The following is a 21397-nucleotide window of genomic DNA, read 5'->3' on the forward strand; positions in this document are numbered from 1 at the left end:
CCATGGCTCGCCATGGCGCCGGGGGCTCTACCCCCGGCGTATTCGACTCTGTACTGGACCCCGTCACGGGGCTTCCCGACGTGCGCGTCTTTGCAATCCTGCTCGACCGCAAGCTGGCATTGGCTCGGCGGGCGCTCCAGCCGCTGTCGGTGGTGTTCTTCGAAGTGGACGGCTTCGAGGAGCTGAGCAGCACGCAGGCCCGGGTGGCTCAGCGGCTCGCGGCACGGCTGGTGCGAGGCACGCTGCGCGAGTCGGACACGGTCTGCCATTGCACCGACGGGATCCTCGCCGCGGTCCTCGACGACACGCCTCACGGCGGCGCGGTGTGGGCTGCTGACCGGGTGCGCCGCGAGGTGGCCGCCCGCTCGTATCACACGGGCATCACGCTTTCGATGGGCGTGGCCAGCTATCCCACCCACGCCCTGGAAGCGTCCGATCTGCGCGACCGTGCGTACGCGGCGCTCTTCGTGGCCCGGTCGCTCGGCCCCTCTCGGCTGGAGGTGGCCGAGCCGCTGCCGCACTGACGCTGAGCCGGCGGTCGCTGTCAGTAGCCGGAGACGCCTCCGGTGAGCGCCCGAGGGTCCGAAGCCCCCGCAAGCACGCTGTCGTGCACCTCGATGAGATGTGCATGGCCGTACGAGTTGTCATGCGGGCCGTCGGTGCCGACCCGGTGGCCCCGCCGGGTGAGATCGGAGAGGCCGTCGGGTCCCGCCCACGCTGCATGACCTTCGACATACAGCTGGAGATTGCCGGGATCGGCCCAGGTGTCGAAGCCGGTTCCCTCCGCAGCGCCCCAGCGCCAGCGGCCCGATCCGATGGCCGTCGCCGGCTCGTCGCCCGCGCACAGCGACCGGGCCAGCACTTGCAGCAGCACCTGGGGCTGGGCGTCGCCGCCCATCGTGCCCACCACCGAGTGCAGCGACCCGTCGGCGCGTTGCACGATGGCGGGGGCGAGCGTGTGAGGGGGGCGCCGGCCGGGGCCGTATTCGGCACCATGGCCTTCGACGAGGTTGAAGCCGATGCCCCGGTTGTGCAGGCTGATGCGGTGCGTCGGGGTCCACAACCCGATGCCCCAGCCGCCTGCATTCGACTGGATCAGCGACACGCCCATGCGGTCAGCATCCACCGCTGCGAGGTACATGGTGTCGCCGGTGCCGGTTCCGGCGCCGAGCGGCGCCGCTGCGTCGGGCGAGATAGCGGCGCGGCGGGGGGCGAGCCGCTCGGGCGCGATGAGCGCTGCGCCGTCGGCGTCTGCCGACAGCACTGCGGGCCGATCCCATCCCGCCTGCTTGGCCGCCTCGGCCAAGAGGTGGGCGAACAGGGGATCGTCGGGGTCTGCGGGCAGGTCCAGCCCGGCGGCGATCCATGCGCCGGCGAGCGTGAGGTAGCCCTGCGAGTTCGGCGGCACGGTCCACAGGGTGTGGCCCCAGGCGTCGGCCTGCAGCGGTTCCACCCAGTCGGCCTGGGATCGGGCGAGGTCTGCCGGGGTGTACTCGCCGTTGCCCAGCTCGATGAGGTCGCGGCCGAAATCGCCTTCGTAGTAGGCCTGCCGGCCGCCGTCGATGATCTCGGCTAGGGCGGCGGCGACGCCGGGTCGGGTGACGAGGTCTCCCGGCTGGTTCTGGGGCGAGTAGTCGTCGGTGTTGGCGGCGCCGTCGAGCAGCGCCGCGGCGGCTGCGCCATGGGGCGAGAGCGGGAAGCCACCGCTCGCGAGATCGATCGCGGGGGCGAACACGTCCGCCAGCGAGGCGCGCCCGAACCGTTCGTGCAGGCTCAGCCACCCGTCGACGCATCCCGGCACCGGCACGCTGCGGATGTCGTTGCGGAAGCGCATCCGTGTGCGGCCCTCGGCGCGCAGCGCGTCGGGATCGGCGCCGCTGCCGGCCCGGCCGCTCGCATTGAGCGCTGCGGGGGCCGTACCGTCGGCGTGGTGGACCAGCGCCCACAGATCGCCGCCCATGCCGCACATGTGCTGGGTGGTCACGGCGAGCACGGCGGAAGCCGCCACTGCTGCGTCTGCCGCCGAACCACCGGCGCGCAGCACCGACACGCCGGCCTCGCTCGCGAGATGGTCGACGCTGCACACCATGCCGCTGCGGGCGTAGCGGGTGGCGAGCGGGACCTGCGGTCGGGATTGGCTCACCTCCCGAACGCTAGAGGCTGAGCCGGCGACCGCTCAGGGCAAGAGGACGTTGGGGTTGAGCAGGCCGGCCGGGTCGAGCGCCCGTTTGATGGCGCCGAAGGCAGCCAGCTCGGCTTCAGTGCGATTGAGGTGCAGTTGGGAGAGCTTGGCGGTACCGATGCCGTGCTCGGCCGAGATACTGCCGCCGAGCTCGGCGACGTAGCGCAGCACCGCGCTGTCCACCGCATCGGACGGTTCTGCACCGTCGGGACCCAGCACGTTGACGTGCACGTTGCCGTCGCCGAGGTGGCCGAACAACAGCGGCTGGGCGTCGGGGTCCGCGGCCCGGACCACATCGGGCACCCCGTCGACGAACTCGGCGAGGCGGGCCGCCGGCAGCGTTACGTCCAGCTTGTGGGGGATGCCGGCCGCCGATATGGCTTCGGTGACGTTCTCGCGGAAGGCCCACAGCCGCTGGCGGGCCGCGGGATCGAGCGCCACCGCCGCGTCTACGACGAGATCCGCGAGTTCTTCGACTGCAGCCCCGAGCTCGTCGCTGGGGTCGGTGCGAGCGGCGGCTTCCGCGATCAGCCACGCCCCGCCGGTGGCAGCGTCATCGCTCGGGGCGGCGCCGGACTTCTTGCCGAGGCTGCCGACAGGCGGGGTGACGCCGAGGTGGCGCGACACGAGCGCCATGGCCCCCTCGAAGACAGCTTCCAGCGCATGCAGTGCGGCGACGCTGCGGCGCAGTGCGGCGGCTGCGCTGACAGCATCGGCGGCCGTCTCGAATGCCAGCAGGGCGGTAGCTCGCTCGGGCTGGGTGGGATGCAGTCGCAGGCGCACCCGGGTGATGATGCCGAGCGTGCCCTCGCTGCCCGCCAGCAGGCCTCCCAGGTCGTAGCCGGTGTTGTCCTTCTCGAGGCCAGCCAGGTGGCTCACGACCGTGCCGTCGGCGAGCACCGCTTCGATGCCGACGACTTGGGCTCGCATGGCGCCGTAGCGCAGCACGTTGATGCCGCCGGCGTTGGTGGCGACCATGCCGCCCATGGTGGCCGAGTCGCGCGCCGCAAGGTCCACGCCCACACTGAGGCCCGACGCGGCGACGTGCGCTTGGGCGTCGGCCAGCGTCACCCCTGCGCCCAGTGTCACCTGCGACGCGAGCTCGTCTACCGGTTCGCATCCGTCGAGTCGTCGCATCGACAACACTGCTTCGCCGGCGAGCGGCACGCTGCCGCCGACGAGGCCGGTGTTGCCGCCCTGTGGCACCACTGGCACCCGAGCCGCTGCCAGCGAACTCATCACGGCAGCGGTCTCGGCGGTGTCGCCGGGTCGAATGACCAGCGGCGTCGCGCCGGCGAAGCGGCGGGTCCAGTCGATGCTGTAGCCGGCAGTCATCTCGGGGTCATGCAGGACGTGTGCTGCCCCGACGATTCCCGTCAGCTCGCCGATCAGCTCCGCATCGACAACACCGGTGCTCATGTGCCGGCCTCGTCGCCTGTGGGCCAGGCTCCCCGCATCGCCATGACGTCGAGCAGGACCTTGGGCTCGTCGGTCATGATGCCGTCGACGTCGATGTCGAGCAGGCGGTCCATCTCGGAGGGATCGTCGATGGTCCACACGTGCACAGCCAATCCATTCCGGTGCGCATAGTCGACCAGCCGGCGGGTTGCGAGCGGGACCGGTCCTTGCCGCAGCGGGATGGACGCGATCCGCCCTCGAAAGGGTCGCTCCCGCCGCGTGCGGCCCAGCGGGCCTGGTCGGGCCGAGCGACGGGCCCGCGCAGGCAGTCCCGTGAGACTCAGCATCCGCAGGCGAGCGATTTCCCGGGGGCTGAAGCTGAGGCACACCGCGTCGCCGTGCGCTTCGTCGACGCGTTCGAGACGTTCATCGGAGAACGAGCCGATGCACACCCGGTCGAGCACACCGGGCCGCCTCAGTGCCTCGATGAGAGGCTCGACGGCGGCATCGGTCTTGGGATCGATGCTGATGCGCACGTCGTCGAAGGCATCGAGCAGGTCCTCGAGCCGGGGGATCGGCTCACCGCCGACCCGCGCCCGCGACACCTCGCTCCAGGTCATCTCCGAGATGCGCCCGTAGCGGTCGGAGGTGGGGGCGAGCTCATCGTCGTGGAAGACGGCGAGCACTCCGTCGGAGGTGGCCTGCACGTCGGTCTCAAGGTGGCGGTAGCCGAGACCGACGGCGCCTTCGAAGGCGGCCATGGTGTTCTGCGGCCAGACCGCGCTGCCGCCGCGGTGGGCTATCGGCACCGGACCCGGCTCGTCCAGGTACGGATGCTGCGATGTCACAGCGCAAGTATCGCCGCTCGCCTGCCTGATCCATGAGCCGGCAACGCTGAACCGCGCAGATGGCGTCGGGCGCTGCCACCGGTACCGTCACCTCGATGTCAGACGGCGACGCGGGGGCACAGGATCCCTCGGACAATGAGGTGTCGCGGGCGGATGCCTTTGCCGCGTGGGCGGCCAGCGAGCCGGTGCCGCTCGACCGGGCTGCCTTGGCCATTGCCGCTCACTGCCGGGCGGACCCGGTGGATGAGGCTGCGGCACTGGCCGAACTCGACCGCCTCGGCGCCTCGGTGAGCGAACCCACCCCGAATGCTGTTGTCGACCTGCTCTTCAGCCAGGAGGGCTTCGGCCCGAACCGGGGCCGCTTCGCCGACCCGGCCAACAGCTACTTGGATCTGGTGGTCTCGCGACGGCTCGGCATCCCGATCACACTGTCGGTGGTCACCATCGAGGTGGCTCGCCGTGCAGGCGTTGTGCTGCACGGAGTCGGCATGCCAGGCCATTTCCTGGTCGGCACACCTGATCCCGAGGTGTTCATCGATGCCTTCGACGGCTGCGTCATCGACCGGGCCGGCGCGGCAGCGATCTTTGCCCGCTTCGAGTCGCGCCAAGCATTCGACGATTCGTTCCTGCAGCCAACGCCGCCCGAGGCGATCCTGCTGCGCATGCTGAACAATCTGCGCACGCTGCACCTGCGCCAACCCGATGCGCCCTCAATGCTGGCGGTGCTGGAATTGCTCACCCGGTTGCCTGGCTGCCCGATCGACGAGTTCATGCGGCTGGGCCAAGCGCTCGCGACGCTGGGCCGCCCTGACGACGGTGCACGGGCGTTGGAGGGCGCCGCAGAGCAGTTCGGTGGCAGCGACGCCGACCACCTGCGCCAAGCAGCAACACGACTCTGGGCCCAGCTGAACTAGGCCAGCGAGCAGACGTGGGTCCTAGGCCGCAGGCTCGGGCTACAGGCCGATGGCCAGGTCTGGGCGGCCTCGCAGGTGGGTGCGCTCGTTGACCGACAGCACGCTGCGGTGGCCGTGGCTGGACGCGAAGACTCGTGTGACCGAGGTGTAGTCCACGTCGAACTTCAAGAAGGTGTCCGGGTCGAAGCCGAGACAGCGCGCCAAGTACGCATTCACGACGCCGCCGTGGCACGCCAGGGCGACCCGCTGGCCGCGGTGGTCGGCGACGATCTGGTCTACCGCCTCGTTGACGGTGGCGATGAACTGAGCCGTGCGCTCGGCGTCGGCGAACGATCCGGTTGCCAGCTCGTCCCATCGCTCCCGGTCGGTCTCCTTCAGCACCTCCATCGGGACGTAGGCGGGGGAGTCGCTGTCGAACTCGCTCAATCCGTCGCGCACCGTCGGCCGCAGGCCGGTGACGCCGCCGATGGCCTCTGCGGTCTGCAGCGCACGGCGCATCGGGCTGCTGTACAGCGCATCGACGCCCATCTCGGCGAGCCACCCGGCGGCAGCTTCCGCCTGCTGACGGCCGATCTCCGACAGAGGCGGGTCTGCCGGCTGCCCGTCGTGTCGCACGACTCGTTCGGGCTGGCCGTGGCGCACAAAGACAAGTTCCACGGCGGGTGACCCTAGAGGGCGAAATCCATGGCTGACTGCCTTGACGGGAGCGGTACCGTGGTAACACATGGCAAGACGGACCAAGATCATCGCCAGCGTCGGACCAGCCTGCAACGACGAGGCGACCATGACGGCCATGATCGAAGCAGGCGTCGATGTCTGGCGTCTCGGGCTGGCCCACGGCACGCTCGACGAGCAGGTCGAGACATTCCGGCGGCTGCGTGCCGTATCAGCCGAGTCCGGGCGGCACATCGGGATCCTCGTGGATCTGCCCGGCCCCAAGGTGCGCTGCAAGCCGTTCCCCGAAGGCGGCTGCGCCGTCAGCGAAGGCGCCGTGCTCTCGCTCGCCATCGAAGGCGACGCCAGCACGGCCGACCGGCTCGTGGTCGACTACGAGGGCTTGCTCACCGACGTGGCCCCCGGCGACCGGCTGTCATTCGGCGACGGCAACGTGGTGCTGGTGGTGGAGGACCGTGCCTCCAACGCCCTCAAGACCCGTGTGCTGCACGGCGGCCATCTCGAAGGCCGGCCCGGGCTGCATGTCGACTCGTCCAAGCTGCGCATCAGCACGCCGACGCCGCAGGACCTGAAGCTGGCCGACACGTTCATCGACTTGGGCACCGACATGGTCGCGCTGTCGTTCGTGCGCTCGGCACATGACATGCGGCGCCTTGGGGTCGAGCCTCATCCCCGCGGCCCGCTGCTGGTGGCCAAGATCGAGACCAACGCCGCCGTGGAGAACCTCGACGGGATCATCGAAGCCTCATCGGCGGTCATGGTGGCGCGTGGCGACCTAGGCGCGGAGTGCGACATCGAGGAGCTGCCCCACCTGCAGAAGCGGATCATCGAGGCCTGTGTGGCGCACGGCCGACCGGCCATCACCGCAACACAGATGCTGGAATCGCTGCTGCATTCGCCGGTGCCGACACGGGCAGAGGCCTCCGACATCGCCAACGCAGTGTTCGACGGCACGTCCGCGGTGATGCTGAGCGGCGAGACTGCCATCGGCCACGACCCGGTGAACGCCGTGCGCACCATGGCCCGCATCACCGAGCGAGCCGACGAACGCTTCGACTACGAGGCGTGGTGGAACCGGCTGCTGTCGGTGCGCAGGCTCGACGAACGCGCTGCCGACTACCTGCGGGTGACCGACGGCATCACCCAATCGGCGTCGAGGCTGGCCACCGAGCTGGGCGCTCAGGCCATCATCTGCCTGAGCCGCTCGGGATTCACTGCTCGCAGCATGGCTAGGTTCCGTCCGTCGATGCCGCTGCTGGGCCTCACGCCCGAGCCCCGCACTGCGATGCAGCTCTCGCTGTCGTGGGGGACGCGCCCGTTGGTCTTCGGCGAGCGCCTGACCCCGGCCGAGTCGGCGCTCGAGGCAGTGCACGCAGCGACACGCACCGGCGTGGTGCGCAGCGGCGACATGGTGGTGGTGGTGTCGGGCTCGAGCCCCGAGTCGCACGCCACCGACAACCTGCGCGCCATGCGCGTGCCCTGAGAGGCTGAGCCGCTAGCCGGTGTCGATGTCGATATCGACGTCGATGCGGGAAGGGTCGATGCGGTCGGGCCCGCACAGCGGATTCTGCGGCACCTGCACATCGCGGCCGAACACCTCGCACGAGCAGGTCTCCTGGCAGTCCCGCAGCCCGGTCCACTGCACGGCTAGCACCGCAGCGCCGCCGATCAGCACCAGCGAGATGAGCAAGGCCAGCATCATCCGGCGGATCAACCGGAACGCAACGATGGCGGCCACCGCCAAGGCAGCGATCCCGCCGACCAGAGCGATGCTCAGTCGGTCGGCATCGAGCCATTCGGGCAGCACTCCATCAGAGAGTACGCAGCGCCCCGGCAGAGCCCGCGGACCGCTCCCCGGCCGCGGCATCGCTCCGCAGCTGGGCTCATACGGGGTAGTCGACGCACGGGCGACCAGCGGCGCTGCACAGAAACGGCTTACCCGACGGCTGCGCATCTAAGGTTCGCCTATGGCCGCAACCCCGATCGACCTGCGTCCGGGCGGCCTGCCCGAGACGGTGCTGGATCCGGCCCCTCCGGACGCCGTGGCGGCATTCAAAGCGGCGATCGCCCGGCCGGCGGCCGAGCGGGGCGCTGCGCTGTCGGAGGTGGCAGCCCGCTGGCCGCGGCTGCTCGAGGCCTGGGCGGAGCTGGGGCGCTGGGCGGCGAGCGAGGGCCGCCACATCGAGGCCTACGCCTACTGCCGGGTGGGGTACCACCGGGGGCTCGACGCACTGCGCGGTGCCGGCTGGCGGGGCAGCGGCTACGTCCGCTGGGCGGCGCCCACCAACGCTGGCTTCCTGTGGTCGCTGCTGGGCCTGGGGCGCTGCGCTGCGGTCATCGGCGAGCACGACGAGGCCGACCGGTGCGCCGGTTTCCTGATGCAGCTCGACCCCGGAGGCGAGCCGTCCACGGGTGAGTGGCCGCAGGCGTGAAGCCCGCTGGCGTGGTGCTGTGCGGCGGCGCCTCCACGCGCATGGGCAGCGACAAGGCCAGTCTTGAGCTGGCAGGCCGACCTCTGGCCTTGTGGGTTGCCGATGCCCTGTCGGCCGCGGGAGCAGACCCTGTCGTGGCGCAAGGCGGCAACCCGCCGGCACCGCTCGTGGCCGAACCCGACAGCTCGCTCCGATCCGGACCGCTCTCTGCCCTGATCGATGCGCTGGAGCGCCATGGCGATGTGCTCGTGTGCCCGACCGACGTGCCGACGGTGCCTGCCGAGCTGCTCGCCGCCCTGGTTGAGTGCGCCCAGAGCACCGGCGCGCCGGTGGTGCTGGCTCGTAGCGACCGCCCCGAACCGCTCATCGGCCACTACGCCGGCGGATCGCTCTCGATGCTGCGAGCGGGCCTGCAGGCCGGTGCGCGCGGGCCGAAGGAGGCCTTCGACATCGAGAGCGTCCCGACCGTGCCGGTGAACCCGTCCGACGTGCTGAACGTGAACACGCCCGCCGATCTCGCCGCAGCCGAGGCGATCTTGGCGGCTCGCGAATCGGCCCAGCCGGGAGCGGGCTGAACCGCATGGCACCCCCGCGTGACCGGCCTCGCCGCAGCTCGCCTCGCAGCAATCGGCCTCGCCAGGATTCGCCTCGCAGCGATCGACCTCGCAACGACTCGTCCCGCCGGGATTCTTCCCAGCACGAATGGGTGGACACTCAAGCGGGCCTTGAGGCACTGGTCGCCGATCTGCTCACCGCCGACTGCGTGGCCATCGACACCGAGTTCCACCGTGAGCGCAGCTACCGCCCGCGGCTCGCCCTGGTGCAGGTTGCCTTCGACGAACGGGTCGCGCTCATCGATCCCACCGCCACCGACATCACGGTGCTGGGTGCCGTGCTGGCCGCCGATGTGCTGATTGTCATGCACGCCTGCGCGCAGGACATCGAGGTGCTGTTGCAGGAGTGCGGCACCATCCCGTCGAGGCTCTTCGACACGCAGGTGGCCGCCGGCTTCTTGGGCATGAGCACGCCGTCGCTGGCGGCGCTGACCGACCGCCTGCTCGGCGTGCGGCTGGCCAAGGGCAACCGCCTGACCGACTGGTTCGAGCGACCGCTGCGGCCGGCCCAGCAGCGCTACGCGGCCGACGACGTGGCGTACCTGATCCCCCTGCTCGACGAGCTGCGCTCCCGCCTGACGGCTCGGGATCGCTGGCAGTGGGCGCTCGACGAGTGCGAGCAGTGGCGCCGGCCCCCCGGCCCGCCGCCGGATCCCGCCCAGGCGTGGACCCGCATCAAGGGAGCACGGCAGCTGCGCGGGCCCCAGCGAGCGGTCGCGTACCGGCTGGCTGCCTGGCGTGAGCGAACTGCCAGCGAGCGGGACATCCCGGTGCGCTTCGTGCTGTCGGACATGGCGCTGCTGTCGATCGCGCAGCGCCGTCCCCGCAGCATCGATGAGCTCGGGGGCTTGCGGGGGGTCGACGGCGGCCAATTCCGCGGTGCGGCCGGCGACCGGATCATGGCTGAAGTGAAGCGCGGTCTTGACATGGCGCCGGGCGACATCCCGACCAGTGCGCTGCCGGCGGGGCCCAACGTGGATGCGGCACTGCAGCCGGCCGTTCCCCTCGTGGGCGCCTGGGTCGACGAGGTGGCACGCACCGAGGGCATCGATCGCAGCCTGCTGGCGACCCGCTCGGACATCGCCGCGCTGCTCGCTGGCGATCCGGCCTCGAAGCTGAGTTCAGGCTGGAGGGCCGAAGTGGTGGGCGACGGGATCAGGTCGCTGCTGGCTGGCGAGGCCGCACTTGCGTTCGATCCGTCGGCCGGCCTGCAGCTCGAGACGCGGCCCCGCAAGGTGCCTGAACAGTGCGAATGACACGCAGCGCTGTGCCCCAAACGGTAGGGTGGCAGGGCACTTCGTAGAACACAGATGCCCTCTCCGGCGCGGATGGGGGCATGTCCGGATGCAGGCAAGCGAGGCCTCGCAGTCGAGCACGAGGAGCCAGCCGGTGAAGAAGGGTCGACATCGCCGCTATGAGGAGGCGCGCAAGTTCCAGCGGGCCACGGCGGAACGTTTCACCATCGAGGACTACGACTTCGACAACTCCGATCGCTTCGGGGTGGAGCCCGGAGATCGTGACCTGGTCGACGAGGAATCGGCTCCCGACGACCAGTACGGTCACCTTGCCGACAAGTACGACGACTATTCGGACCTCGAGGCCAAGTACGCCGACTTCGATTCCGACGCCGACGAAGAGGCCCCCCAACGCGAGACCGCCTGACTAGCTGCGGCGGTGGCGGACTGCGGGGTGGGGGAGCAGCTGGGCTGAGGCGACTCGCTGGTCGAGTTGGGCGTGTAGCTCGGCGTAGATCTGGGGTCCGCAGATCGCTGTCAGCTCGTCGCGAAGCGCCCTGAACACGGGCTGAGGGCCGACGTGGGCGCTCTCGGCCGACGTGCACCACCAAGCGACGTCGGTGTCGGGGCCACCCCAGTCGCGCAGCTCCCATTCCCGCACCATCGTGTAGACGTGGCCGGTGACAGTCTCGTGGTCCTCGCGGCGCAGCGGGGCCTGCCAGCAGATCTCGGGCTTGGTGTCCATCGGCCGCCGGCCGGTGCGCTCGGCCAGCAGGTGGAATGCGCAGCCCGCACCTGCGGGGTGGTCGGCCCGGTTGGCGAACACGCATGCCCCGTCGACCACCTGGGTGCGCCACCAGCCCTCGCTGTCCTGCCAGAGCACCGCGTCGGGGTCGCGGCGGTGCTGCCAGAGCTCGGCGTCGAGCTCGGCGATCATCGCCCGGACGTGTGCGAGGTCGTCGCGGCCGTTGAGGTAGGCGCCGTGGCTGCAGCAGCCCAGCGCCAGCTCGGGGGCCGGCTCGTCGTCGATGCCGAGGCAGCCGGCGCCGTAGATGCAGGTCCAGTCGCTGGCCAGGAACGTCACGTCGAACAGCCAGGTGCGGTGCTCGAGCGGATCTTCCAGCGACAGCCACTCCCGGCTGCTGTCGCCCAGGCTCCAGTCATCGGAACCCACACCGATATCAGAAGCCATCCGCCCCGAGCCTAGGAGGCCGAGCTTGCGAGGCCGGGGCCCGAGCGGCCCGTGAGCGGAGCGAACAAGAGCGGGCAACATCCGCCGAGTCGATATTGCCAAGTCGATCTGCGGCGCTTGTGGGGTACGGTCGGGGCGTGACTTCTGAGGACGAAGCGGCCGATGCGGCCCTGCTTGCTGATCTGCGTGGCGTGCTCGGCGACCGGGCCCGCGACAACGACTTCGAGCGGGGTTTGTACAGCCGCGACGGCTCGATCGAAGGCAGCCCGCCGGCGATCGTGTGCCTGCCCGAGTCCGCAACCGAAGTCGCCGAGATCGTGCGTGTCTGCCGTCGCCACAGTCGGCCGTTCCTGGCGCGAGGCTCGGGAACCGGCTTGGCCGGGGGCGCAGTGCCCGTCGGCAGGCCAGTGGTGGTTGCTACCTCCAAGATGGACCGCATCGTCGAGATCGACACCGCCAACCGGATTGCCTGGGTCGAACCGGGAGTGCTGAACCTGGACCTGTCACGTGCGCTGGCGCCTCAGGGCTTCCACTTCGCCCCGGATCCCTCCAGCCAGCAGGTGTGCTCGATCGGCGGCAACATTGCCAACAACTCCGGCGGGCCGCACTGCCTGGCGTACGGCGTCACCACGGCGCATATCGCAGCACTTGAGGTGGTGCTTCCCTCCGGCGACACCACCATCTTGGGCGGCGTGGAGGCCGAGCCTGCCGGGCTCGACTTGCGCGGGCTGTTCGTGGGTTCCGAAGGCACCATGGGCATCGCCACCAAGGCCGCAGTGCGGCTGACGCCGAACGCGCCCGCGGTGCGCACGCTGCTGCTCGACTTCGACGATGTCAGCGAAGGCTCGGCGGCGGTCAGCGCCATCATCGCCGCCGGGCTGGTGCCCTCGGCGCTGGAGATGATGGACCAGCGCGCCATCGAGATCGTGGAGGCATTCGCCCACGCGGGGTACCCGACTGGGGCTGCGGCCGTGCTGCTGGTGGAGCTCGACGGCCTGCCGGGCGGGGTGGAGGCGGGCGTGGAGATCGTGCGTGAGGTGGCGCAGAAGCACCACGTCGGCCACGTGCGTGTCGCGGCAGACGACGCCGAGCGGGCGCTGCTGTGGAAGGGACGCAAGAATGCCTTCGGCGCAGTTGCACGGATCAAGCCCGACTACTACCTCCATGACACGGTCGTGCCCCGCTCGAAGCTCACCGAGGTGCTCGAGAAGGTGTACCGGATCGCCGATGCGTACGGCCTGATCGCAGTCAACGTCTTCCACGCAGGCGACGGGAACCTGCATCCGATCCTGGCGTTCGACCGGCGTGAGCCTGGCGTGGACGAGCGGGTAAAGGCAGCGGGCCGTGACATCGTTGCTGCGTCCATCGAAGCCGGCGGCGTGCTCAGCGGCGAGCACGGCATCGGTTTGGAGAAGCGCGACTACATGGGGATGCTGTTCAGCACCCACGACATGTACACCCAGGACGTGGTGCGGGAGACGTTCGATCCCGACGGCCTCGCCAACCCCCTCAAGATCATCCCGACCGGCTCGCGCTGCAGCGACTCATTCCACCAGCATGTGCCCGAAGGCGCCTGGGTGTGAGTTCGCAGTCCAGCGGCGCCGGCGCGTCGCCGGCAGCGGAAGCGAGCATGGGACCGGCCGCAGCGGGGGCCAGCCTGGCCGCGAACATTGCTGCGGACGTGACTGCGTTTGCTCGCGAGGTCGGCAGCAGCGGCGCGGTGACGGTGGTGGGCGCCCGGACGCATTGGGATGTCGGCGGCGCCCCGCCCGCAGCGGCGCGTGAAGTGTGCGCACCTGCGGGCGTGTGGGAGCACGAGCCGTCGGAGATGACGGTTCGCTGCGGTGCCGGCACGACGGTGGCTGAACTGTCGGCGCATCTCGCCCGAACCGGCCAGATGGTGCCGCTCGACCCGGCCGACGACGCGGCCACCGTGGGCGGCGTGCTGGCGTGCGGCTTCAGCGGGCACCGCCGGCTTCGCTACGGGCATGTTCGCGATCTCGTGCTGCAGACCCGCCACGTCGACGCCGCCGGCAAGGTGGTCACCGCCGGCGGCCCCACGGTGAAGAACGTGTCTGGATACGACCTGGCCCGACTGCTGGTGGGCTCGCTGGGCACGCTCGGACTGCTGGCCGAGGTGATCCTGCGCACCCTGCCGGCGCCGCCCGCCGTGCAGTGGCTGGAAGGCGACGGCGACCCGTTCGCGACGTTCGACCTGCTGTATCGGCCGAGCAGCATCCTGTGGAACGGATCGCACGCCTGGATACTGCTGGAGGGCGACCCGGCCGACGTTGCGGCAGAGGCGAGCAAGCTGGAGCCAGCGGGCTTCGCTCCGTGTGACGGCCCACCGCCGATCCCGGCTGCAGGGCGCGAGTCGATGCGACCCTCGGATCTGCGAGCGCTCGCCGGCACAGCAGGCGGTTGGCTGGCAGAGGTCGGCATCGGTCTGGTCCATCGGCCCGAACCTGTGCAGGCGGCACCGGTCTCGCAGGCCAATGCGCTGCTGATGGACCAGCTCAAGCAGCGACTGGATCCCGACAACCGCCTTAACCCCGGCCGGAGGCCCTGGTGAGCGCAGCGAGACCCGTGGGCCAGCGATCGGGCACAGCGAGCACCTTTCCGCTGGAGCTCGACATCGACAGCGACACGCTTGCTTCGTGTGTGGCGTGCGGCATGTGCCTGCCGCACTGCCCGACCTACCGGGTGACCGGCGAAGAGTCGGCTTCGCCGCGTGGTCGCATCGCACTCATGCGCGATGTCGCCGAGCGGGGTGAGGCCGACGCCGCGTTCGTGGAGTTCATGGACGCCTGCATCCAGTGCCGCGGCTGCGAGACCGCCTGCCCAGCCGGCGTGCACTACGGCCACATGATGGAAGCCACCCGCGAGGCGCTGGCGTCGCAGACCAGCTACCAGCCCCGTCTGCGGCGGCTCGCCTACCGCGCGCTGGGCATGCCCCGGCTGCTCGGCTTCGGGTCTCGCCTGCTGGGGATGTCGCAACGGCTCGGCCTGATGCGCCTGGTGAGCCTCTTGGGTCGCGTGCGTCCATTTCGCCAACTCGGCGCCATGACCGCCTCGCTGCCGCGAGTGCCAGTGCGTCAGGCACCGCTCACTGCCAGCGGCGACGACGTCTGGCTGTTCACCGGATGCGTCATGGACGCGTGGATGCGTGACACCCACCGGGCGGTGCAATCGGTGATCGAGGCGACTGGTGCCGGCGTGGCCCTGCCGCCGGCGGGAGCTGCCTGCTGCGGCTCGCTCCACCTCCACGCAGGCTTGACCTCCGACACCCGGCGCCTGGCGCGCAAGGTGATGGCCGCGCTGCCCGGTGAGGCCCCGATCCTGATCGATTCGGCCGGCTGCGGCGCCACGATGAAGGAATACGGTCACCTGCTGGACACCGAAGAGGCCCGCCGGTTCGCAGGACGCGTGCAGGATGTGCACGAGTGGCTGGCCGCCCGGGTCGACGACTTGCCGGATGGCGCGCCGACCTCAGCGCCGCTGAAGATCGCGGTCCAAGACCCGTGCCACCTGCGTCATGTGCAGCGGGCTCACCTGCCGGTACGAACGGTGCTCAGCCGGTTCTTCGAGGTGGTCGAGCTCGACGACGACGGATTGTGCTGCGGCGCCGGCGGGGCGTATTCCCAGCAGCATCCCGAGGTCGCCGGAGCCGTGCGGGAACGCAAGGTGGCCGCTATCGAACGCACCGGCGCGAGCGTTGTGGCCAGCGCAAACCCCGGATGCACATTGCACCTGCAAGCCGTCGGCCTCGACGTCCGCCACCCGCTGGAGATCGTGGCCGAGCACCTGAACGGCGGCGCGCAGCAATGAACGACGAGATCGCTGAGCTGGCTGATCGTCTCGACGACACCGCAGAGCGACTGGCCGAGCTCAGCATCGAGCTGCTGCAGGGCGCTCTCGCCGATGCGGACACCAGCGACCAGCGGGCCCGGCTGGAGCGAAGCGTGACTCGTGCCAGACGGGCCACGATCAAGGCCGCATCGATCCTCCGGGAATCCACCGGCGCATCAGGGCCGTTCGATGACTAGAGGCGTCCGTCGCCCAAGCTGAGCCGCTACTGGGCAGGCTGCTCAGTAGCCGGCGGAGATGCGGTACAGCTCACCGATGAGGTCGTCGTACTGCCCGATGGCCAAGGCCACGGCGTAGGCCGCACCGACGGTGGCGCCGGCAATGGCGAACGGCAGGCGGTCCAGCACGCTGCCGATCGCGGGTACCGCGTGGGGCGCGATGGCAATGAGCAGCAGCGGCAGCAACACGCCGATCATGTAGATGAACATGAGTCCGAGCGTGCGTGGGCCGGCAGTGGAGGCGTCATTGAGGATGTCGCCGAGGAGTTCGCCGACGCAGGGCCGCCACAGCCAACCGGCCAGTGCGCCGCCCACGAGGCCCGCGCCCGTGGCGAGCGGAGACGAATGGCCGGGCGCCCGCCACGCCGCCGCGTAGGTGCCGGCGGCGACGATGCCGGCGATCACCACAGCAGCACCTCGCGCCGAGACCCACCAGTGCCCGGCTGCTTGCGCCCACGCCAGGAACGCAGCACCTGCGGCGTAGTACAGCGCCACCGTCAGCCGCGCCCTGCGGGCCACCAGCACCAGTGCCAGCCCCGGCACCAGGGCCGTGAGCGTGCAGGCCCACGTGATCACCCCGATACCCTCGGTGAGGGTGTCGAAGATGGTACTCACGACCGCTGGCCCGCCGGTCAGGCCTCGGCGAGGAGTCGCTCGACGGTGGCGTAGAGCTCGCGGTAGGTGTGCGCGCCGTCGCCCCGCCGGTCGAAGCGGATCTGGTTCTCGCTGTCGATGATGTAGACGCGGGGCCAGTAGCCCGTCGGGCCTTCCTGCCAGACATGGAAGTTGTACTTGGTGGTGTCGAGCGCGATCGGCCAGACCACGCCGAGTTCAGCCGAGGCCTCGATGATGTTGTCGACATTGGCCTCGTAGCCGAATTCAGGTGAATGGACCCCAACAACCTCCACACCTCGATCCCGGAAGTCGGCATGCAACTGGGCCAGCGCATCGAGCGTCTTCTTGCAGTTCCGGCAGCCGAACGTCCAGAACTGCACCACAGTGATCTCGTTGCTCGCCCGGATCTCCTCCAACGAGGTGGCCTCGGTGTTCAGCCACCCGTCGAGCTTGCTGAGGCTGAACGCTGTGCCCAGCACCGGAATGGGCTCGGGTGCCTCGGTCGTTGTCGTCGGCACCGGAGCGGCAGTCGTCGATGTCACCGACTCCGGCGGAGCGGCCGCAACCGCTGCCGTCGTCTGCGATGCCTCGGCCGGCGCGGCCAGCGATGTGACTGGCGGTGTGCCAACGGGTCCGGCGACACTCAGCTCGTCGTCAGGCTCGTCGACGGCGGTCCAGACAATGAGAGCAACGCCCACGAGCAGAACACCCGCTGCGACAGAGCGCGAGACCGAAGACTTCATCTCAGGCGCAGCGTACGCCCCACCCGAGCAGCTGCTTAGACGCGACTGCTGTCACATTGCGCAGTCGCTAGACGCGACTGCTGTCACATTGCGCCGTCGCTAGACGCGACTGCTGTCACATTGCGCCGTCGCTAGACGCGACTGCCGAGCGATTCGAGCGGGATGAGCTTGCGGTCGGTGGCGTTGTCGGTGGGCCGCAGGATGCGGCTCCGCACCTCCGGTGCGCCGTCGGCGTTCTGGTAGCCGGTGAGACGCTGGCGGGTGCGACGCCCGAGGGGCTCCGCGATATCCCGGAAGTCCTGCTCGGTAAGCCCTTGGCCGTGCTGCGCGCCCGCAGCACGCGAGATGTTCTCGTCCATGAGCGTGCCGCCCATGTCGTTGGCACCCGCCCGCAGGATCTGCTGGGCACCCGGCGGCCCGATTTTCACCCACGACACCTGGATGTTGTCGATGAGCCCGTGGTAGGCGATCCGCGGCACGGCATGCATCAGCAGGGTCTCCCGGAAGGTCGGACCCCGACGGGCACCCTTGCGCAGGTAGATGGGGCTGGCCATGTGCACGAACGGCAGCGGTACCCACTCGGTGAACCCGCCCGTGCGCTTCTGCAGCTCGCGGGTGGCAACGATGTGGTTCGCCCAGTTCTCCGGATGCTCGATCGATCCGAACATGATCGTGATGTTCGAGTGCAGGCCCACGGCATGCGCCGCCTCATGGCATTCGAGCCACTCGGCGGTGTTGATCTTGTCGGGGCACAGCACCGCCCGCACCGAATCGTCGAGGATCTCTGCAGCAGTGCCCGGCAGCGACTTCAGCCCCGCCTCCTTGAGCCGCATCAGGTAATCGACGAGCGACTCTCCGAGCCGCTTGGCCCCCTCGATGACCTCGAGGGCCGTGAACCCGTGCAGGTGCATGTCGGGCACCACATCGTGGATTGCCCGGCAGACGTCGATGTAGTAGTCGCCGTCGAAGCTGGGGTGGATGCCGCCCTGCAGGGTCACCTCGGTGGCGCCCAGCTCGGCGGCCTCGATCACCCGTTCCTGAATGTCGGCCAGCGTCAGCATGTACGGCGTGCCCCGCAGGTTCAACGACAGGGGTCCCTTGGAGAAGCCGCAGAACTTGCACTTGAACGTGCAGACGTTCGTGTAGTTGATGTTGCGGTTGTGCACCCAGGTCACGATGTCGCCCACTGCTTCGCGACGCAGCTCGTCGGCCACCTCGCCGATGGCGACCACCTCGGGTCCGCGCGCGGAGAACAGGGTGACAATCTCTTCGTGCCCGACTTGCTGACCGGCCATCACCCCGTCGAGCACCTCGCGCACAGCCCCGCGGGCATGCGAGGGGCCTCCCATGATGTTCGTGGGCAGGTGACCGGCGCCGCCTGAGTACCACTGGGTGGAGTTCTCGTCGGCCACCAGCACGTCTGCGCCGGAGCCGGCGTTGAGGTTCTCCATGGTGCGTTCGGGCATCTGGCCGCCGGGGTCGTCACGGCCGAGGCCTTCGGCGTCGGAGCGGTCCATCACCGGGAACCGGTTCGTCTCGGCCAGCCAGCGCTCGGGCTGCAGCGCGAACTCTGGGTAGATGGTGAGCCGGGGAGCGAGCGTGAATTCGCGTGCTTCGGTGACCTCCCGCAGGCGATCGAGCGCCGGCCACGGGCGCTCGGGGTTGACGTGGTCGGCGGTGATCGGTGAAACGCCGCCCCAGTCGTCGATGCCGACGTCGAGCAGCCCGCCGAAGTCGTCGGAGAGATTGGGCGGGGCCTGCAGGTGAATGTCGGCGGGGAGGATCAGGCGTGCCAGAGCGATGGCCTGCGCGTACTCGTCGGGCGGGCAGGCGGGCATGTTGTGCATCGACGTGCCCGCCTTGGGCAGGAAGTTCTGCACGATCACTTCCTGGATGTGGCCCCAGCGAGCGTGGCTCGCCGCGATGGCCTCCAGTGCCGCCAGCCGGTCGGCGAGCGACTCGCCGATGCCCACGAGGATCCCGGTGGTGTACGGAATGGCCCCCTCACCGGCGGCTTCGAGCGTGGCGAGGCGCCGAGCCGGCTCCTTGTCGGGCGATCCTCGGTGGCAGTCGAGGAGGGGGTTCAGCGACTCCAGCATCATCCCCTGGCTGGGCGACACCTCGCGCAGCGCCGCCAGCTCGCTCGCGGTCATGGCGCCCGGGTTTGCATGGGGGAGCAACCCGGTTTCGTCGCGCACGAGGCGGCACATCTCGACCAGGTAGTGGACGGTGGAGTCCCAACCGTGCTCGGCAAGCCAGTCCGCCGCTGCGGGGTAGCGCAGCTCGGGGCGCTCGCCGAGGGTGAACAGCGCCTCGTGGCAGCCCGCCCGGGCGCCGCTGGCGGCGATCTCCAGCACCTGCTCGGGCGTGAGGTATGGCGTGTCGAGCCGCGCCGGGGGCTGAGCGAACGTGCAGTAGCCGCACTTGTCGCGGCACAGCATGGTCAGCGGGATGAACACCTTCGGGCTGTAGGTCACCCGGGTGCCGAACGCCTGGTCGCGCACGGCTGCTGCCCGCTCGGCAAGCTCAGTGAGCGGCAGCGCTGCGAGTGCCAGCGACGCCGCCGAGGGCTGCGGGGCTACGGCAGCGCCATTGGATGAAGCGCCGTTGGCTGCCGGATCGTCCACGCTGTGCGACGGTTCGATGATGGTCACAGGGCCCCTCCGTTCGTGGGCTGCTGTTGAAAGGCGGTGGCGGCTGCGGCGAGCTCTCGGCCGCGCAGCTCCTCCCTGGGCACTAGGCCGCGAGGGGATGCGCCGCTGCGACTAGACCGGCTGCGGATGCGCGTGGGGCCGACCGGCTCGTCGCAGGCGGGGCATCGCGTTGCGATCTCGAGCGGTGTCCCGCAGTCGGCATGCACCAGCACCGTGGGCGCATCGCCGTCGTGGCACCAGCGGTCGCCCCAGGCCATCAGAGCGAGCAGGCTGTTCGACAGGTCGAGGCCCTTGGCAGTCAGGACGTAGTCGTACCGGACCGGTCGGTGCTGGTAGGGCTCCTTGGCGACAACGCCTGCGTCTACGAGACGGCCGAGCCGGTCGGCCAGCATGTTGCGAGCGATGCCGAGGTCGTGCTGCATGGCGCTGAAGCGGCGCACCCCGCGGAACAGATCACGCAGGATGAGCAGCGTCCAGCGGTCGCCAACAATGTCGAGGGTTGCCTGGATGGAACAGCTCGGCTGGCCCGTTGTGGCGGTCTTCACGGCCGCGCACACTACGGCAGTCAGTTTCGGTTTGCAACCGACCCGCCCAGTTTGCGAGATTCAGGCGCGTGCGTCTGCCTGGCGAGCCGTCAGGCGAGCGAATCAGCCTTCGTCTGCAGCGACACCAGCAGCTCGTCGAAGCTCTTCGTGAAGGCGGCGACGCCTTGCGCCTCGAGCGTGTCGGCGACGCCGTCGAGGTCGATGCCGTGTGCCTGGACGGCACCGAGCACGTAGTTGGCTGCGGACTGATCGGCATCGACGGTGCGACGCAGTTTGCCGTGATCGCAGAAGGCCGCCAGGGTGTCATCGGGCATGGTGTTGACGGTGTGCGGGCCGATGAGCTCGTCGACGTACAGCGTGTCGGGGTAGGCCGGATTCTTGGTGCTGGTCGACGCCCACAGCGGACGCTGCACCTGGGCCCCGAGCGCAGCAAGTCGCTCCCAGCGGGGCCCGCTGAAGATCTCGCCGAAGCGACCGTAGGCGGCCTGCGCCTGCGCCACCGCGGTGCGTCCCCGCAAGCCCAGCGCGCTGGGGGTGCCCACGGCGTCGAGCTGACGGTCGACCTCGGTGTCCGTGCGGCTCACGAAGAACGACGCCACGCTAGCCACGCCCGACAGATCGGCGACGCCGGAGGCGACCCGATCCTCGAGCCCGCACAGGTATGCCTCGGCCACCTGTTCGTAGCGGGCCACCGAGAAGATGAGCGTCACGTTGATGCTGCGACCCTCGGCGATCATTTGGCGAATGGCGCCGAGACCCTCGAGGGTGCCGGGGATCTTCACCATCAGGTTCGGTCGTGCGATGGCTTCGTGCAGCTCACGGGCAGCCTTGGTGGTGGCCGCCTCGTCGTGCGCAAGCGATGGGTCCACCTCGACCGACACGAACCCGTCGGTGCCGCCCGACGCCTCGTGGACCCCTTCGAGCGCCCCCAGCGCGCCCCGGATGTCGCTGGTGACCAGTTGCCAGTACGCGTCGTCAACCGAAGTGCCGCCGCACACGAGGTCGCCGAACTGCTCGTCGTAGTCGGGGGACGACTCGATGGCTTTCTGGAAGATCGACGGGTTCGACGTGAGGCCGCGGATGCCTTGTTCGACCCAGGCGTCGAGCTCGCCGCCGGTGATCCAGCCTCGGCGAAGATTGTCGAGCCACGGGCTCTGCCCGCACCGGGAATACAGCCCTTGCAGGCGCCCGTTTGTCGTGCTGCCGTTGCCACCGTCGGTCATGGAAACCTTCCTGTGCGCGTCCCTGCTCAGGTTCTACAGCAG

Annotated in this window: 22 protein-coding genes; 11 read left to right on the top strand and 11 right to left on the bottom strand. The window is 69.8% G+C overall.

What is annotated here, in order from left to right:
* Window positions 1–2 precede the first annotated feature (2 nt).
* Complete coding sequence (locus ACOGXD_RS12835) at window positions 3–524, top strand: GGDEF domain-containing protein (protein ID WP_419915425.1); 522 nt, start codon at window positions 3–5, stop codon at window positions 522–524.
* 20 nt (window positions 525–544) lie between these two features.
* Here ACOGXD_RS12835 and ACOGXD_RS12840 read toward each other — a convergent pair whose 3' ends face one another.
* Genes ACOGXD_RS12840 through ACOGXD_RS12850 form a run of 3 tightly spaced genes read right to left on the bottom strand, consistent with a single transcriptional unit; the run spans window position 545 to window position 4428 of the window.
* The gene (locus ACOGXD_RS12840) at window positions 545–2143 is read right to left on the bottom strand and encodes a gamma-glutamyltransferase (RefSeq protein WP_419915426.1); all 1599 of its coding nucleotides are present in this window, start codon (window positions 2141–2143) and stop codon (window positions 545–547) included.
* Between the two features lie 33 nt (window positions 2144–2176).
* The gene (locus ACOGXD_RS12845) at window positions 2177–3601 is read right to left on the bottom strand and encodes an FAD-binding oxidoreductase (RefSeq protein WP_419915427.1); all 1425 of its coding nucleotides are present in this window, start codon (window positions 3599–3601) and stop codon (window positions 2177–2179) included.
* Window positions 3598–4428, bottom strand: coding sequence for a glycerophosphodiester phosphodiesterase (locus tag ACOGXD_RS12850; RefSeq protein ID WP_419915428.1), 831 nt, complete (start codon window positions 4426–4428; stop codon window positions 3598–3600). Before ACOGXD_RS12850 ends, ACOGXD_RS12845 begins: the two co-directional genes overlap by 4 nt.
* A gap of 95 nt (window positions 4429–4523) precedes the next feature.
* On the opposite strand from ACOGXD_RS12850, the gene ACOGXD_RS12855 reads away from it, so the two are divergent.
* Entirely contained in the window at window positions 4524–5342 is an 819-nt protein-coding gene (locus ACOGXD_RS12855) for a SirB1 family protein (protein WP_419915429.1), read from the top strand.
* 39 nt (window positions 5343–5381) lie between these two features.
* On the opposite strand, the gene ACOGXD_RS12860 is transcribed toward ACOGXD_RS12855, so the two are convergent.
* Window positions 5382–5999, bottom strand: coding sequence for a histidine phosphatase family protein (locus ACOGXD_RS12860; RefSeq protein WP_419915430.1), 618 nt, complete (start codon window positions 5997–5999; stop codon window positions 5382–5384).
* A gap of 67 nt (window positions 6000–6066) precedes the next feature.
* Between ACOGXD_RS12860 and pyk the strand changes: the two genes are divergently transcribed.
* Window positions 6067–7500: a pyruvate kinase gene (gene pyk, locus ACOGXD_RS12865; protein ID WP_419915431.1), complete on the top strand. Its 1434-nt coding sequence runs from the start codon at window positions 6067–6069 to the stop codon at window positions 7498–7500.
* A 12-nt stretch (window positions 7501–7512) separates the two neighbouring features.
* On the opposite strand, the gene ACOGXD_RS12870 is transcribed toward pyk, so the two are convergent.
* On the bottom strand, window positions 7513–7824 hold the full coding sequence (locus ACOGXD_RS12870) for a hypothetical protein (RefSeq protein WP_419915432.1): 312 nt from the start codon (window positions 7822–7824) through the stop codon (window positions 7513–7515).
* A 160-nt stretch (window positions 7825–7984) separates the two neighbouring features.
* Between ACOGXD_RS12870 and ACOGXD_RS12875 the strand changes: the two genes are divergently transcribed.
* From ACOGXD_RS12875 to ACOGXD_RS12890, 4 genes are all read left to right on the top strand, one after another.
* Window positions 7985–8449 carry a DUF3151 family protein gene (locus tag ACOGXD_RS12875; RefSeq protein ID WP_419915433.1) on the top strand — a complete coding sequence of 155 codons (465 nt, stop codon included), beginning with the start codon at window positions 7985–7987 and terminating at the stop codon, window positions 8447–8449.
* Window positions 8446–9024 carry a molybdenum cofactor guanylyltransferase gene (gene mobA, locus ACOGXD_RS12880; RefSeq protein ID WP_419915434.1) on the top strand — a complete coding sequence of 193 codons (579 nt, stop codon included), beginning with the start codon at window positions 8446–8448 and terminating at the stop codon, window positions 9022–9024. The genes ACOGXD_RS12875 and mobA overlap by 4 nt, the downstream gene beginning before the upstream one ends.
* Before the next feature lie 131 nt (window positions 9025–9155).
* Window positions 9156–10319: a ribonuclease D gene (locus ACOGXD_RS12885; RefSeq protein ID WP_419915435.1), complete on the top strand. Its 1164-nt coding sequence runs from the start codon at window positions 9156–9158 to the stop codon at window positions 10317–10319.
* Between the two features lie 133 nt (window positions 10320–10452).
* Window positions 10453–10725, top strand: coding sequence for a hypothetical protein (locus ACOGXD_RS12890; protein ID WP_419915436.1), 273 nt, complete (start codon window positions 10453–10455; stop codon window positions 10723–10725).
* On the opposite strand, the gene ACOGXD_RS12895 is transcribed toward ACOGXD_RS12890, so the two are convergent.
* Window positions 10726–11490, bottom strand: coding sequence for a hypothetical protein (locus tag ACOGXD_RS12895; RefSeq protein ID WP_419915437.1), 765 nt, complete (start codon window positions 11488–11490; stop codon window positions 10726–10728).
* A gap of 137 nt (window positions 11491–11627) precedes the next feature.
* On the opposite strand from ACOGXD_RS12895, the gene ACOGXD_RS12900 reads away from it, so the two are divergent.
* The 4 genes from ACOGXD_RS12900 to ACOGXD_RS12915 are packed head-to-tail and all read left to right on the top strand — an operon-like array spanning window position 11628 to window position 15536.
* A complete protein-coding gene (locus ACOGXD_RS12900; RefSeq protein ID WP_419915438.1) occupies window positions 11628–13073 on the top strand; it encodes an FAD-binding oxidoreductase in 1446 nt (481 codons plus the stop codon).
* Window positions 13070–14062 (top strand): FAD-binding protein, encoded by a 993-nt coding sequence (locus ACOGXD_RS12905; RefSeq protein ID WP_419915439.1) that lies wholly within the window; start codon window positions 13070–13072, stop codon window positions 14060–14062. Before ACOGXD_RS12900 ends, ACOGXD_RS12905 begins: the two co-directional genes overlap by 4 nt.
* A complete protein-coding gene (locus ACOGXD_RS12910; protein WP_419915440.1) occupies window positions 14059–15318 on the top strand; it encodes a (Fe-S)-binding protein in 1260 nt (419 codons plus the stop codon). Before ACOGXD_RS12905 ends, ACOGXD_RS12910 begins: the two co-directional genes overlap by 4 nt.
* The gene (locus tag ACOGXD_RS12915; RefSeq protein WP_419915441.1) at window positions 15315–15536 is read left to right on the top strand and encodes a hypothetical protein; all 222 of its coding nucleotides are present in this window, start codon (window positions 15315–15317) and stop codon (window positions 15534–15536) included. The genes ACOGXD_RS12910 and ACOGXD_RS12915 overlap by 4 nt, the downstream gene beginning before the upstream one ends.
* A 42-nt stretch (window positions 15537–15578) precedes the next feature.
* Here ACOGXD_RS12915 and ACOGXD_RS12920 read toward each other — a convergent pair whose 3' ends face one another.
* The 5 genes from ACOGXD_RS12920 to tal all read right to left on the bottom strand — a co-directional run bounded on the left by ACOGXD_RS12920 (window position 15579) and on the right by tal (window position 21355).
* Window positions 15579–16190 (bottom strand): hypothetical protein, encoded by a 612-nt coding sequence (locus tag ACOGXD_RS12920; protein ID WP_419915442.1) that lies wholly within the window; start codon window positions 16188–16190, stop codon window positions 15579–15581.
* Between the two features lie 17 nt (window positions 16191–16207).
* Entirely contained in the window at window positions 16208–16933 is a 726-nt protein-coding gene (locus ACOGXD_RS12925; protein WP_419915443.1) for a redoxin domain-containing protein, read from the bottom strand.
* Between the two features lie 131 nt (window positions 16934–17064).
* Window positions 17065–19587, bottom strand: a complete 2523-nt coding sequence (gene cofH / locus ACOGXD_RS12930) for a 5-amino-6-(D-ribitylamino)uracil--L-tyrosine 4-hydroxyphenyl transferase CofH (protein WP_419915444.1) — start codon at window positions 19585–19587, stop codon at window positions 17065–17067.
* Entirely contained in the window at window positions 19584–20132 is a 549-nt protein-coding gene (locus ACOGXD_RS12935) for a winged helix-turn-helix transcriptional regulator (RefSeq protein WP_419915445.1), read from the bottom strand. The genes cofH and ACOGXD_RS12935 overlap by 4 nt, the downstream gene beginning before the upstream one ends.
* 89 nt (window positions 20133–20221) lie before the next feature.
* Window positions 20222–21355, bottom strand: a complete 1134-nt coding sequence (gene tal, locus ACOGXD_RS12940) for a transaldolase (protein WP_419915446.1) — start codon at window positions 21353–21355, stop codon at window positions 20222–20224.
* Window positions 21356–21397: the final 42 nt, after the last annotated feature.

It is taken from the genome of Candidatus Poriferisodalis sp. (genome assembly GCF_965204125.1).
GTDB lineage: Bacteria > Actinomycetota > Acidimicrobiia > Acidimicrobiales > Poriferisodalaceae > Poriferisodalis.